Annotated in this window: 16 protein-coding genes; 9 read left to right on the forward strand and 7 right to left on the reverse strand. The window is 55.9% G+C overall.

The window, feature by feature from the left end:
* Window positions 1-153: 153 nt before the first annotated feature.
* The gene (locus ABLN94_RS01170; protein ID WP_352988372.1) at window positions 154-1,278 is read left to right on the forward strand and encodes a porin; all 1,125 of its coding nucleotides are present in this window, start codon (window positions 154-156) and stop codon (window positions 1,276-1,278) included.
* A gap of 183 nt (window positions 1,279-1,461) precedes the next feature.
* The gene (tig, locus tag ABLN94_RS01175; RefSeq protein WP_352988374.1) at window positions 1,462-2,793 is read left to right on the forward strand and encodes a trigger factor; all 1,332 of its coding nucleotides are present in this window, start codon (window positions 1,462-1,464) and stop codon (window positions 2,791-2,793) included.
* A gap of 98 nt (window positions 2,794-2,891) precedes the next feature.
* On the opposite strand, the gene ABLN94_RS01180 is transcribed toward tig, so the two are convergent.
* The 6 genes from ABLN94_RS01180 to rpsF all read right to left on the reverse strand — a co-directional run bounded on the left by ABLN94_RS01180 (window position 2,892) and on the right by rpsF (window position 6,643).
* The gene (locus ABLN94_RS01180; RefSeq protein ID WP_352988376.1) at window positions 2,892-3,740 is read right to left on the reverse strand and encodes an acyl-homoserine-lactone synthase; all 849 of its coding nucleotides are present in this window, start codon (window positions 3,738-3,740) and stop codon (window positions 2,892-2,894) included.
* 97 nt (window positions 3,741-3,837) lie between these two features.
* Window positions 3,838-4,539, reverse strand: coding sequence for a helix-turn-helix transcriptional regulator (locus ABLN94_RS01185; RefSeq protein WP_170489675.1), 702 nt, complete (start codon window positions 4,537-4,539; stop codon window positions 3,838-3,840).
* Between the two features lie 235 nt (window positions 4,540-4,774).
* Window positions 4,775-5,251, reverse strand: a complete 477-nt coding sequence (locus tag ABLN94_RS01190; protein ID WP_417750493.1) for a transglycosylase SLT domain-containing protein — start codon at window positions 5,249-5,251, stop codon at window positions 4,775-4,777.
* 150 nt (window positions 5,252-5,401) lie between these two features.
* Window positions 5,402-6,022, reverse strand: a complete 621-nt coding sequence (gene rplI / locus ABLN94_RS01195; protein WP_170443347.1) for a 50S ribosomal protein L9 — start codon at window positions 6,020-6,022, stop codon at window positions 5,402-5,404.
* A gap of 12 nt (window positions 6,023-6,034) precedes the next feature.
* Window positions 6,035-6,262 carry a 30S ribosomal protein S18 gene (rpsR, locus tag ABLN94_RS01200; RefSeq protein WP_005608650.1) on the reverse strand — a complete coding sequence of 76 codons (228 nt, stop codon included), beginning with the start codon at window positions 6,260-6,262 and terminating at the stop codon, window positions 6,035-6,037.
* A gap of 27 nt (window positions 6,263-6,289) precedes the next feature.
* Window positions 6,290-6,643, reverse strand: coding sequence for a 30S ribosomal protein S6 (gene rpsF / locus ABLN94_RS01205; RefSeq protein ID WP_155151103.1), 354 nt, complete (start codon window positions 6,641-6,643; stop codon window positions 6,290-6,292).
* A 293-nt stretch (window positions 6,644-6,936) separates the two neighbouring features.
* Between rpsF and ABLN94_RS01210 the strand changes: the two genes are divergently transcribed.
* Both ABLN94_RS01210 and ABLN94_RS01215 read left to right on the forward strand, forming a co-directional pair.
* Complete coding sequence (locus ABLN94_RS01210) at window positions 6,937-7,455, forward strand: hypothetical protein (RefSeq protein ID WP_352988380.1); 519 nt, start codon at window positions 6,937-6,939, stop codon at window positions 7,453-7,455.
* A 126-nt stretch (window positions 7,456-7,581) separates the two neighbouring features.
* Window positions 7,582-8,154, forward strand: a complete 573-nt coding sequence (locus tag ABLN94_RS01215; protein WP_170489666.1) for a YceI family protein — start codon at window positions 7,582-7,584, stop codon at window positions 8,152-8,154.
* 56 nt (window positions 8,155-8,210) lie between these two features.
* On the opposite strand, the gene ABLN94_RS01220 is transcribed toward ABLN94_RS01215, so the two are convergent.
* Window positions 8,211-9,437: a cytochrome b/b6 domain-containing protein gene (locus tag ABLN94_RS01220; protein ID WP_352988382.1), complete on the reverse strand. Its 1,227-nt coding sequence runs from the start codon at window positions 9,435-9,437 to the stop codon at window positions 8,211-8,213.
* 170 nt (window positions 9,438-9,607) lie between these two features.
* On the opposite strand from ABLN94_RS01220, the gene fabD reads away from it, so the two are divergent.
* The 5 genes from fabD (at window position 9,608) to ABLN94_RS01245 (ending at window position 13,307) form a co-directional block, all read left to right on the forward strand.
* Window positions 9,608-10,546 (forward strand): ACP S-malonyltransferase, encoded by a 939-nt coding sequence (gene fabD, locus ABLN94_RS01225; RefSeq protein WP_352988384.1) that lies wholly within the window; start codon window positions 9,608-9,610, stop codon window positions 10,544-10,546.
* Between the two features lie 42 nt (window positions 10,547-10,588).
* A complete protein-coding gene (fabG, locus tag ABLN94_RS01230) occupies window positions 10,589-11,326 on the forward strand; it encodes a 3-oxoacyl-[acyl-carrier-protein] reductase (protein WP_352988385.1) in 738 nt (245 codons plus the stop codon).
* 208 nt (window positions 11,327-11,534) lie between these two features.
* Entirely contained in the window at window positions 11,535-11,768 is a 234-nt protein-coding gene (locus ABLN94_RS01235) for an acyl carrier protein (RefSeq protein WP_008756330.1), read from the forward strand.
* Window positions 11,769-11,905: 137 nt separating this feature from the next.
* On the forward strand, window positions 11,906-12,445 hold the full coding sequence (locus tag ABLN94_RS01240; protein ID WP_352988387.1) for a GNAT family N-acetyltransferase: 540 nt from the start codon (window positions 11,906-11,908) through the stop codon (window positions 12,443-12,445).
* 118 nt (window positions 12,446-12,563) lie between these two features.
* Window positions 12,564-13,307 (forward strand): 1-(5-phosphoribosyl)-5-[(5-phosphoribosylamino)methylideneamino] imidazole-4-carboxamide isomerase, encoded by a 744-nt coding sequence (locus tag ABLN94_RS01245; protein WP_352988389.1) that lies wholly within the window; start codon window positions 12,564-12,566, stop codon window positions 13,305-13,307.
* The last annotated feature ends 189 nt before the right edge of the window (window positions 13,308-13,496 follow it).

The following is a 13,496-nucleotide window of genomic DNA, read 5'->3' on the forward strand; positions in this document are numbered from 1 at the left end:
TAAATCTTTGATTAAAATGGGATTATTTTCGGCTTTTAGGGCCTGAGTGGTAAACATGCAATACACGGAAAGTATTGGCTCTGGTCACTGGAACCCAAGCGGTATGTGGGCGATTGATAGATATCGGAAGCCGGAATTTTCAAGGTGAGTGAGATGACACAAAAGCTAAAACTGTCCTCAATAGCTGCGGTTTTGGCCGCAACGACGGCAATTCCTGCCGCAGCAGAGCTGAAATACGAAAACAACAGCGGGGGTTACGTGCTGTTGTACGGGCAATTGCACCCCGCCCTGATCTCGGTGGATGACGGCGAGGAAACGGATACCCGCGTGCTGGACAACGATCTGTCGAACAGCCGTGTCGGACTGAGTTTGATGCAACCTTATGGGGCCAACGAGTTTACGTTCCGGTTTGAAACTGCGTTGGGTCTGCCGAACTCGACCGAATGGAACCAGGACGGCACTGATTTCAGCGGCTGGACACGAGAGGACATCCGCCATGTCGATTTCGCACTGAAGGGCAGCTATGGTAAATTTTCGGCCGGTCAGGGTAGTATGGTGTCTGATGGTGCAGCTGAAACCGATCTCTCTTATGTTGGTACCGCACTGTATTCATTCACGAACGACGAAAACTCGGCCTTCTTTTACCGGGGCACAGATGGACTCCTGAGTGATATCACTGTAGGCGACTCCAGCAGCAACTTTGATGGGGCTCGCCGTGGTCGTATTCGCTATGATACGCCAGATTTCAATGGGTTCTCGGCCGGGCTTGCCTATGGTGAGAATATCCTGTCCAGCAGTGATGACGACACTTACTATGACATCGGCGTTTTCTACAAAAATACCTTTGCGGGTGGTGTCGAATTTGCGGCAAGCGTGGCCTATGCGGTTCGCGATTATGATGACATTTCGGGCGATCGGAAAGACACTATTGGGTCAGCCTCGGTTCTGTTGCCCAGCGGGTTCAGCTTTACCGCCGCCGCGGGTACGCGCGATGACACCGCCACAGACGCCAGTGATCCAAACTACTGGTATGCAAAGCTTGCCTATGAAGGTGACTGGGTCGCTTGGGGTAAGACTGGCGTAGGTATCGATTATTTCGATGGCTCGGATTTCGACACTGACGGTTCCAGTACCGAAGCATGGGGCATAGCCGTGGTGCAGAAAATAGAGGCGATTAACACGGACGCCTATCTGAAGTATCGTAACCACGACTTCGATGACGGCACCTCGTTCGACAACAACGAAGCCTGGGTATTGGGCGCAAGGTGGAAGTTCTGATCTTACCCCGTTAGACCAAAAACCGCCCCGGTTCTTTCCGGGGCGTTTTTTTGTTTAAATCTGCGGCAAAACAAGGCTGATCCGGGGTTTGCCTCTTGCACGCGAGCGACAGGGCAAATAGAAGGCGTCAAATTTGCCCGGCGCGCCGTTTTGCGCGCCCCGAATCCTATGGGGACTACCATAATGCAGGTTACCGAGACGCTGAACGAAGGTCTGAAACGCGGTTACAACATCGTCGTATCCGCAGCTGAGTTGGACGACAAAGTAAACGAGAAACTGGTCGAAGCGCAGCCTGAGATTGAGATGAAGGGCTTCCGCAAAGGCAAGGTGCCGATGGCGCTGCTGAAAAAGCAGTTTGGCCAGCGCCTGCTAGGCGAAGCGATGCAGGAAAGCATCGACGGCGCCATGAACAAGCACTTCGAAGACAGCGGTGACCGTCCGGCTCTGCAGCCGCAGGTCAAAATGACCAACGAAGACTGGAAAGAGGGCGACGACGTTCAAGTCGAGATGTCCTATGAGGCGCTGCCGGAAATCCCCGAGGTAGACCTGAAGTCGGTCGAGTTGGAAAAACTGGTCGTTAAAGCCGACGACGCAGCCATCGAAGAAGCGTTGAACAGCTTAGCGGAAACCGCGCAGGACTTCAAAGCGCGCCGCAAGGGTTCCAAAGCTAAGGATGGCGATCAGGTTGTGATCGACTTCGTTGGTAAAGTAGATGGCGAAGAGTTCGAAGGCGGTTCGGCCGAAGACTATCCGCTGGTTCTGGGTTCCAACAGCTTCATCCCTGGCTTCGAAGAGCAGTTGGTTGGTGTGAAGGCTGATGAAGAAAAAGACGTCAACGTCACCTTCCCCGAGGAATACGGTGCCGAGCATCTGGCCGGTAAAGACGCTGTGTTCACCTGTACCGTGAAAGAAGTGAAAGAACCCGTCGCTGCCGAGATCAATGACGAGTTGGCCACCAAATTCGGTGCCGAAGATCTAGCGGGTCTGAAAGGTCAGATTGCCGAGCGTCTGGAAGCCGAGTACAACGGTGCATCGCGCGCAGTGATGAAGCGCGCCCTGTTGGACGCGCTGGACGACAAAGTCTCGTTCGATTTGCCGCCGTCGCTGGTTGAAGCCGAAGCCAAGCAGATCGCTCATCAGCTGTTCCATGAGGAAAACCCGGACGTGGAAGGCCACGACCACGGTGAGATCGAGCCCACCGACGAGCACAACAAGCTGGCCGAGCGCCGCGTACGTCTGGGCCTGTTGCTGGCCGAACTGGGCCAGAAGGCCGAGGTTGAAGTGACCGATGCCGAGATGACTCAGGCAATCATGAACCAGGCGCGCCAGTATCCTGGTCAGGAACGTCAGTTCTTTGAGTTCGTTCAGCAGAACGCTCAGATGCAGCAGCAGCTGCGCGCGCCGATCTTCGAAGACAAGGTCATCGATTACGTGTTCGAACTGGCTCAGGTCGCCGACAAAGAGGTCAGCAAAGACGACCTGCAAAAAGCCGTTGAGGCACTGGAAGAGGAGTAATCCTCTTCCGCCCATTCCTGTATGGGCATAAAAAAAGCGGAGCCGTCTGTAAATCAGACGGCTCCGGTGGGTGGCTTTTGTACTATGAGGTGAGGGGGTCAGGCCTCATGAGCAAAAGCACGGGGGGTACTTAGCAGAGCGGTTTTCTGCTCTGGCGTAAATCGGTCCGAAAGCGCTTCGATCAGCTTCAGTACAGCACTGACTTCGTCTTTCGTTCTCGCCGAATGCATTTGTTCGACAAAGTACTTCTCAAGTTCGGTCAGCGGTTTGTGATCGACATTCGCAGGCTTTGCGGTTTTGCTGAGGGCGAAACGTGCCAGCGCCTGTTCCTCGGTCATAAAGACGTCATGCTCGATGCCCGCATATTCGCGTATGCCCGAAATCCGCTCATCCGAGCAATCCATCATCGCTGCCATCGCAACCACCTTGCCCATCGGTTTGGCGGTACCAAGGTAGTCGTACGGCGCGTTTCCTGAGCGCTGTAGGACGCGGTTCATCACAGGGTCAATCACGGCGATCGAGTCTAGGACACCCGCCGTCTTGGCGTATTCGAACGAGCCGATCATAACTTCGCTGGTGACGTAAGAGACGGAATTCTTTCCTCGCCCGCGGCCGAGCTTTTTAGTATCGACGCAAAACCGGGTTGCTTCCCACACTTGTGAACTGCGAAGCGGCGGTTCACCGTCCAGGATCGAGTTGAAAACGTCGGCAAGCATGTGTGGACCGGTTGTCTGCAACAGACGCATGCATCCGACGACTTCCCCCTCGTCATCGATGCTAACGACATGTGCCGGACTTAGATCGTCGAACATATCGCGTTCGCGTCCGTCCTTGATGTTAACTTCCCAGCCTAGCCGATCTCCGAACACGCGGGCCCGAAGTTTGAACATCTCGTCCAGGACATCACTAAACAAATGTTGGTTGATACCATCAATTACGATGATCATTTCCATCCCCCTACAGTCTGGTTACCGTGAACTCAGAGTTAACCAAGTTGTGACCAGAAACTATTGGGGGTTTCCCGTATTTTTGCGGTTTTTTTGCTTATCCTGGGGCGATTAGGCCCAGACCAATAGCCCGTCCGATAGCTTGAGGCGTGGTCAATGCTCCCAGTTTTTCGCGTCCGGACCGCATGTGAACTTCAACGGTGCGGTGGGAAATTGAGAGGATATCACCGATGTCCTGCTGAGATTTACCTTCGGCCACCCATTGCAGGATCTCTTTTTCGCGCGTCGAAAGGGCCGGTAGGTATAGTGCTTTGGCGAGAAGACCAGATTGCATGACAGTATCATGTGCTTGAACTGCGGCCATCTGAAGATCACCCATGACGCGTTTCTTCAGACTTTCCCATTCGGCATCAGAACAATCCCGGGTAACATTCAGCAACCCGCATTCCCCGTAAGGGCCGCGAACAGGCACCGTCAGCCCGCGCGAGGTAATCCCAAAATCATGGGCATCCCGGAATACAGAGTTAAACTTCTCATCTTGATCGAACCGCGCCCAATCTACTGGTGCGATGCTGAGAGCGGATTTGTACAAGGTTGGGTCGAAGTGATGGAAGCCATGACTACCATAGTGAATCTTCCATTCGTCTGGATAGTTGGCATAGCCCTGCACGTCGCCTTTGACCGGATTCATGGTCGCATAGGAGGCATAATCAAAGCCCAATTCCTCACAGACGGAATTTATGATGTCTGCAGCCGACCTCTCCTCATGGTCGATCGCGGCCAAGTCTATGAGTTTCACCTGTCCAACCTTTACAACGACGCTTTCATCCCCCTAAGCGCCTAGTCTGTCTTTCTTCTAGCCTACGTTGCGTCAACCTAGGGGGTATCTGCAAGGGAATTGTTCATATCGCACAAGCTTAATGCGTACTTCAAGCAACAGAAACATGCAAATCTTCTTGGTTTAGGCGAAAATCCTCTCATCTTGACGCGGTTTCGCGTCTAACTGCCATTGTTTTTCCTGAATATGCATGGATTTATTGGGGCGCCAATCCGGTTTCGACCAGCATGCCTCTGGCTTTGGCTTCCGGCCAATATCCCTTTGCGTACAGAAATATTGCCCGTTGCTGATCTCCGTCCGACAACAACCAAGCGCCGCGCAGGTACTTGCCAGCAAATTCAAGGTTGGTGTCCGCATCCAGGAGGCCCTGAGCATTTCCTGTATACCCCATCGAGCGTGCTGTCGCTGGCAGGATTTGCAACAGGCCGTAGTAGGGGCGGTTCACGGCCCAGGGGCGATGGGTGCTTTCGCGGACTGCCAGTTTATGAACAAGCTCTCGCGGCAACTCGTAGTGATCTGCCCACTTGTTGATTGAGGCGCGCAGTTCAGGAGTTTCATTGGGATACAGAGGAGGATCAAATGCAACCTGTGTCGGTGTTTCCGGTCCGCCGCAGGCGGCGAAGGGGATCGTAAGCAACATGGCCAGCACGCCACGGCGCAAATAAGATGTCATCTGTGTACTCCAAATTTCAATGCGCGATGATAGAAGACAGCGCGCCAGCTGCAACCGTAGGTCTAAAATCTGGCTGAATTTTGCCGCCTGGTGCGGGCACAAAAAAAGGCCGCACAATTGTGCGGCCTTCTCAAAATTTACAATGCCAGATCAGGCTTTGGCTTCGTCTTCTTCAGCAGGTGCTTCTTCAGCTACCAGCTCTTCATCGTCCGAAGCGGCTGAACCGATATCATCGAACAGCTCGGCGATTTCGAATTCTGCAGCAGCTTCTTCTTCAGCAGCCAGTTCCTGGATCGACTTGCCCGACGCCTGCAGTTCGGCTTCTTCTTCCGAACGAGCGACGTTCATCTTGATCTCAACTTCGACCTCGGGGTGCAGTTTGACTGCCAGCGAGTGCAGACCCAGTTCCTTGATCGGTGCGATCAGGGCGATCTGTTTCTTATCGACGGTGAAACCAGCTTCGGTCGCGGCGTCTGCAGCGTCACGCGGAGTGACCGAGCCGTACAGAGCGCCGGCATCCGATGCCGAGCGAATCACGATGAACTGCTGACCGTCCAGCTTTTCAGCCAGTGCTTCAGCTTCTTTCTTGGTTTCCAGGTTGCGGGCCTCAAGCTGCGCTTTCTGGGCTTCGAATGACGCGATGTTGGCGTCCGATGCGCTCAGAGCTTTGCCTTGGGGCAGCAGGAAGTTGCGGGCGTAGCCGGGCTTGACGTCAACGACGTCGCCCATCTGACCCAGTTTCGCGACGCGTTCCAGAAGGATAACTTGCATGTCAGTCTCTCCTTACTTCACGGCGTAGGGCAGCAGGGCGAGGAAGCGGGCGCGCTTGATAGCACGGGCCAGTTCACGCTGCTTTTTCGCCGAAACGGCGGTGATGCGCGAAGGTACGATCTTGCCACGCTCAGAGATGTAGCGCTGCAGCAGACGAGTGTCTTTGTAGTCGATTTTCGGCGCGTTCTCACCCGAGAACGGGCAGACCTTGCGGCGGCGGAAAAATGGTTTTGCGGCCATGGTTTATGTCCTTTCGTCAGGCGTTGATCAGCGGCGCTCGCGGCGGCCTTCGCGCTCATCGCGCTTCTGCATCTGGACCGAGGGGCCCTCGGCATGCTCGTCGACCTTGATGGTCAGAACGCGCATGACGTCATCATGCAGGCGCATCAGGCGTTCCATTTCCTGAACGGCGCCAGCAGGGGCGTCGGTCTTCAGGAAGGCATAGTGGCCTTTGCGGTTCTTGTTGATCTTGTAGGCCATTGTCTTGACACCCCAGTACTCGCTTTCGACGACGTTGCCGCCGTTGTCAGCCAGAACGGTGCCGAAGTGTTCGACAAGGCTTTCTGCCTGCGCGTTGGACAAATCCTGACGCGCGATCATTACATGCTCATACAGTGGCATGTGCACTCCTGTTTCTATCAAGGCGCATTTCATAGGCGGGGCCATTTGGACCTTCGCGACCCTGCCACGAGAGGCTGCGCGATTCATGTGATTTGCGAAGGATGGCCCGATATACACGTTTCAGCGTGGGGGGCAAGCCCGCAACTTCGCCTTTGTGGTGTCCTGCTATTAACACCCAATTAACATTGCGCTGCCCAATTCCTGACGCTTTTCGGCTCAAAGTTGTTTTGCATACCGGGGACTATCCGAGCATTCGGAGCCCAGAACGGCAACCTGAAAACAGGGTGACAGATATGAGTGCGATAAATACGAATACATTCCAAGAGTCCGCAGACGCCGGGCGCTATGAGAAATCAGTACCTGTTCTTATTGCATTCGCTCCGAACTGGAAGGTTCGCATGGTTCTGGCCCGCCTTGTTGGGGCCTTTCTGGTAGTGATGGCATTTTCCATGTGGCTTGTGCCTGGTTCTGCAATGGCGGCCGAAGTATGGCCCATCAAACTTGCCGCGTCGCTGTTGTTTTTGCTGGTCGGTGTCAGCCTCCTGACCATCCAACTGCTGGATGCCCGCCCGGACGCCTATTTCGATCCGATCCGGCGAGAGGTTCGGGTACTACAAAAGAACGAAAACGGACGCCCGCAAACCGTGTTGCGCCGTAGCTACGACACGCTGGGTGGCGCCCGCTTCGCGGATGATCAAGTCGAACTTTACGATGTGGATGGCAGCCTGCTGATGAAACTGCCGCTTCAATCGGCGGATGTCAGCCGGGCGCTCAAGGGGCAACTGAGCGGAAGTGTAACAATCTTCGCCTGAATTTTATTCTGTTCATCTAGGAACAGAAAATGTGAGATAATATACCTTGTGTGCTGCCCTTGGGCAGCACATTTTCGTTATCGAGCAACCCATTCGGTTTGCATCCACAAAATTGCGGAGATTATCATGAAATCCACCCTTCTTGCTGCTGCACTGGCCGTTTCGGCGACGTCGGCATTTGCCAGCGCCGAGAAATACGTTTTGGACCCCAGCCACAGCCAGGTCGTCTTCAGCTACAATCATCTGGGCTTTTCTACCACAACCGGCATGTTCTCGGGCTTTGAGGGCGAGATCATGTTCGACCAAGAAGATCCTGCCGCGTCCAGCGTTACCGTTTCGATGCCCGTAGTTGAGATGTTCACCGGCTGGAAGCCACGCGAAGATCACTTTATGACCGAAGATTTCTTTGGCGCAGCCGAAGGCGATCTTGTGACCTTCACCTCAACCGGAATTGAGGTGACTGGTGAGAACACCGCCAACATCACCGGCGATCTGACCATGAACGGTGTCACCAAATCGGTGGTTCTGGACGCCAAGCTGAACCAGGTGGCAGATCACCCGATGGCAAACAAGCCTTGGGCTGGTTTCGATGCGACGACTACTCTGGTGCGCAGCGATTTCGATCTGGGCCAATTCGCGCCGTTCGTCGGTGACGAGGTTGAAGTTAAGATTTCGATTGAGGCACAGAAGGCTGAGTAAGCCGCTTCCAATCATCTGAAGTGAAACCGCCGGGGGCGCTGCCCCGGCGGTTTTTTTTATTCCTGACGCTCAGCTGTCAGATCGACAGATACGACGACGCCAAAACCCAGCGATTCTTCGGTCGGCTGGGATGTGCCGACATCGAAATCCATCCGGTTCAACTCCAGTTGACCAGATACTGTGGCGGTATTGTCCTGTAGGTCCAATGCAAAGGGCAACACAACGTCCATGGACTTGTCACGAATTGTCAGTGGGCCACGCGCCTCGTACCCGGTATCCGTTTTGTAGATATCGGCTTTGAACTGGGCAGTCGGGAATTGTTCGCTGTTGAAGAAATCGGCACCCATGGCCTGACTTGTGACGGTACCAAGGCTCAGCGACGTAATGCCAATCGTGACGTCCACTGTTCCGGCCAGTCCCGGTTCTGCCGGGTCCTCAAAGGCAATTGCAGCCGTCCAATCAGAGAAACTGCCGGTTACCGGACTGCCCAGTTGGGTGATGGTGATGGACAAGTTGCCATCCCGTACCTGCCAGTCCGATTGCACCTCGGTTAATTCTGCCGTGTCAGTCGTCGCGGTCGAGTGGTCAGAGAAAACGCCGATGAACCATCCGCCGGTCAGAACGGCCAACCAAACCGCCAAAGCTGCGACGGCAGGCACGGAGGAATGGTGCTGCTTAGGCGGTTCGGGCGCATCGGACTGGCCGGGCAACATGCGGCGGAGGGTGCTGTCCTTGTCGATCACGTGGTGCTTGATGGCTCCGGCAATGTGCAGCGCCAGCGAGCCCGCCAAAACCCAGATGAACATCCAGTGCAACCCAGCTGTGACCTCGGCAAGTTCGGGTGATTTAGGCACGAAAGGCAGGTTCTGTCCAAAGGGCCACAGGATCGGGGCGAACCCTTCTGCTGCAGCGTGGTGTAACCAGCCAGTCGCCGGCACCAGAACCAGAGAAGCATAGAGCATCCAGTGAACGGTTTCGGCTGCAAAGGCTTCGGGTTTGTTGTCTGCGTTCAGCAGCCCGGGCTTTGTCTGTATGACAGCCCAAAGGATGCGGGCAAGAGCGATAAAGAAAACAGTAACGCCAACGGTTTTATGTAGCGAGAAAAGGCGGGCGGCCTGCGCGATATCGTCCTCGGTGGTTGGCACCGACGGATCGTAAATTGCATGCGCCAGATCATTGGCGATCCAGCCCAACGGCAAGGCCGTGAAGATCAGCAGGGCGGTCAGCCAATGAAAGGTCTTGGTGACACTGCCATAGCTAGAGAAGGTGTTCGTCGACGGCATAATTTGCTCCGGGGTGAGGTGGTTGCGCCCAACGTAAAGCTATGGGATCAGGACTCAATAGCGAGGTGCGCACAGTAAGCGTGTCCAAGTGCAGAGATCAGGCAATGCTTGTGCCGCGCGGTCACACGGTTTACACCCCGCCGCAACCTAACGTCATCCAAGAGGTCGCAATGACACGCGCATTCGTATTTCCGGGGCAGGGCGCCCAAACCATTGGGATGGGCAAGGCTCTGGCCGAGGCATACCCAGCAGCTCAGGCTGTGTTCGACGAGGTCGACGAGGCGCTGGATGAAAAGCTGAGCAGCCTGATTTGGGAAGGTGACATTGCGGACCTGACGCTGACGCAAAACGCTCAACCCGCGCTGATGGCGACCTCGATCGCCGCGATACGCGCGCTTGAGGCTGAGGGTGTTTCGGTAACCGATGCGGCTTTTGTCGCTGGTCATTCGCTGGGCGAATATTCGGCTCTGGCCGCTGCGGGCTCGTTGGCAGTAGCCGATGCTGCCCGCCTGCTGCGCACGCGTGGTCAGGCGATGCAAAGCGCGGTCCCGGTTGGCGAGGGCGCGATGGCCGCCATTCTGGGCCTAGATCTGGACGCCGTCCGTGCCGTTGCTGAAGAGGCCGCGCAGGGTGAGGTCTGTCAAGCCGCGAATGACAACGATCCCACGCAGGTTGTGGTCTCGGGCTCTAAAGCCGCTGTTGAGCGCGCGGCAGAGATCGCCAAGGAAAAAGGTGCCAAGCGGGCAGTGATGCTGCCTGTGAGCGCTCCGTTCCATTGTGCTCTGATGCAGCCCGCTGCTGACGTGATGGCCGAAGCTTTGGCCACCGTGGAGATCAAGGCTCCCACTGTGCCGTTGGTTGCCAATGTGCGCGCCGAGGCGGTCACCGATCCTGACCTGATCCGTCAATTGCTGGTCGAGCAGGTTACCGGCTCGGTTCGCTGGCGTGAAAGCGTGCAGTACATGGCGGCGCAAGGCGTGACCGAGACATGGGAGATCGGCGCGGGCAAGGCGCTGTCGGGCATGATCCGCAAGATCAACCGCGACATCGCTGGCAAAGCCATCAGCACGCCGGACGACGTGCAAAAGGTCACGCAGGCCGAATCGTAAGTTAGATAAGAGTCCCAACGGACGCACCAAAAGGGAAATCGAATGTTTGATTTGACAGGTAAGAACGCGCTGATCACTGGCGCTTCGGGTGGTATCGGGGGCGATATCGCGCGCGCTCTGCACGGCGCGGGGGCTACTGTTGGGCTGTCCGGTACGCGGGTCGAGCCGCTGCAGGCGCTGGCGGATGAACTGGGGGAACGCGCCCATGTGCTGCCCTGCAACCTGAGCGATCCCGAGGCTGTTGCAGCCCTGCCAAAGCAGGCAGCGGAAGCGATGGGTTCGGTCGACATTCTGGTCAACAACGCGGGCATCACGCGGGACAACCTGTTCATGCGCATGTCGGACGAGGAATGGCAGAGCGTCATCGATGTGAACCTGACCGCCACCGCCAAGCTGTGCAAAGGCGTTCTGCGCGGCATGATGAAGGCGCGCTGGGGCCGGATCATCAACATCTCGTCCGTGGTCGGCGCGACGGGCAATCCGGGTCAGGTAAACTACGCCGCGTCCAAGGCGGGTATGGTCGGTATGACCAAGTCGCTGGCCTACGAGGTCGCCAGCCGCGGAATCACAGCCAACGCTGTTGCCCCGGGCTTCATCACAACGGCGATGACCGACAAGCTGACCGACGATCAAAAATCCGGCATTCTGAACCAAGTTCCGGCCGGCCGTATGGGCGAACCGTCGGAAATTGCCGCAGCAGTTCTGTATCTTGCAAGCCCCGAAGCTGGATATATCACAGGAACAACCTTGCATGTGAATGGCGGTATGGCCATGTTGTGATCGCATGCTGGGGCGGGCGCGAAAGCGTTTGCCTCGGGCGTTGTCTGTGCTATAGGCGGCGCATCTATGCAGGGGTCGACCGATTGGTCGGCCTTCTACTTTCCCGGTCTTCCGGGACCCAACCGCCCGGACCGGGCAAATCAAAGCCAGCCTGAGCGGGCAAGGGCTGAACCGGGCACTACGCCCTGAAACGGAATGAGGAATAGACATGAGCGACGTCGCAGATCGCGTTAAAAAGATCGTTGTTGAGCACCTGGGTGTTGAAGAAGACAAAGTAGCTGAAAACGCTTCCTTCATCGACGATCTGGGCGCAGACAGCCTGGACACCGTTGAGCTGGTTATGGCCTTCGAAGAAGAGTTCGGCATTGAGATCCCGGATGACGCAGCCGAAACCATCCAGACCTTTGGCGACGCCGTCAAATTCATCTCTGAAGCGTCCTAATCGCTTCAAACCCTTAAAAGCGGCGCTTCCGGGCAACGGAGGCGCCGTTTTTTCATGCCTGCCGTAAATTCATCCTTGCTTGACGCTTTTTCGATAAGCACAGTTTAAACTGAGGCAAATTTCCGAGCGGGCAGGGCATGATACGATCCACCCCGACGATAAACACGGCACGCTTGATGCTAAGCGCCATGCGACCAGAAGATTTTAACCGGTTCGCCGAGATATGGCGCAACCCATGCATCGTGCGTCACATTGGCGGCAAGCCACGCTCGCGCGGTGAAGCTTGGGACTCCTTCCTTCGCAACGCCGGGCACTGGCAAATGGCCGGGTTTGGGCAATGGGCTATTTTGCAGCAATCGAATCGCCAGATGATCGGCCAGGCTGGGTTTTTCTATGGAAACCGAGCGCTGGGGGAAGATTTTGATAGTTTTCCCGAAGCCGGATGGATTCTGATTCCAGAGGCGCAGGGTCAAGGTTTGGGCATAGAGGCTGCCCAAGCGGCGCATGATTGGTTTGACCGCATTATGCCGGGACCATTGGTTGCATTGGTAAATTCGGCGAATTCCGCCTCACAAAAGCTGGCCGACAAGCTGGGTTACATCCCAATGCGAGAGGCCGAATACAACGGTACCAAGGTTGTGTTGCTGCGCCGAAACGGGCCGCCGAAGCGCATGTAAATCCCTCCGCTGCGATGCCGCAAAATGTCCTCAGTTTGCCGAAACTAGTAAAATCTGGGGGCGATCTGGTGTGTATGCTACACTGGATTGCAATGCGTGTGAGCGGAGGAGCGGGCTCATGAGGATTTATCCCACTATGGAACTGCAGAACGGCCGATGTGTGACATTGGACAAGGGCCGTCTGGACAACGCCATGATCTGGCATGTGGACCCGGTAGAAACAGCGCGCAGCTGGTCGACCGCCGGGGCCGAATGGATGCAGTTGACGGATTTCGACGCGATCGAGGGCCGCGATACCAACGCCGAACTGGTCGAAGAGATCATCCGCTCGGCCGAGATGCCGGTGCAGCTTGCCGGTGGTATGCGCTCACGCGAGCAGATCGAGCATTGGATCGACAAAGGCGCAGGCCGGATCGTGATCGGCACGCTTGCCGCGCGAGACCCCATTCTGGTGAAAGAGTTGGCTAAGCTTTATCCAGATCAGATCGTTCTGGCGGTGGACGTCTGGCAAGGCTTTGTAATGACTGAGGGTTGGCGCAGTCAGAGCGCCTTTACGCCGGAAGCGTTCATCGAAGCCTTTGCGGATACTCCGTTTGCCGCAATTGTGGTGACGGATATCGACAGTGATATGGAAGATGTCGAGGCGCAGCTGGGTCTGATCTCGGGCATTGCAGAAAAATCCCGGACGCCGGTTATCGCCAGCGGTGTAGTACGGACGGCAGACGATATCTCGCGATTGGCTTATATCCACAATATCTCGGGTGCGATTGTCGGGAGGGCGCTGTTCCGTAAGTCGTTGAGCCTGGAAGAAGCGCTGGACGTGGCCAAAACCGCGCATGAGCCGGTCGCACAGTTCCAGTAAGAAACAGTTATGGGAAAAACCGCCATCTGCCTGAATGGGCAGGGGGCGGTTTTTTCCTTTCGGAACCTTCTGAGAAACGTTGAATGAGTTTTCTCTAGGTTTTGGCGGGATGATGCCGGAAGGGAATAAACCGTTGCTCTTGCCCCCGGACCCCGGGCCGGGGTATGAGCGTTTCTCAAACAGGAAGCA

Source organism: Ruegeria sp. SCP11 (assembly GCF_040329455.1).
Lineage (GTDB): Bacteria > Pseudomonadota > Alphaproteobacteria > Rhodobacterales > Rhodobacteraceae > Ruegeria > Ruegeria atlantica_E.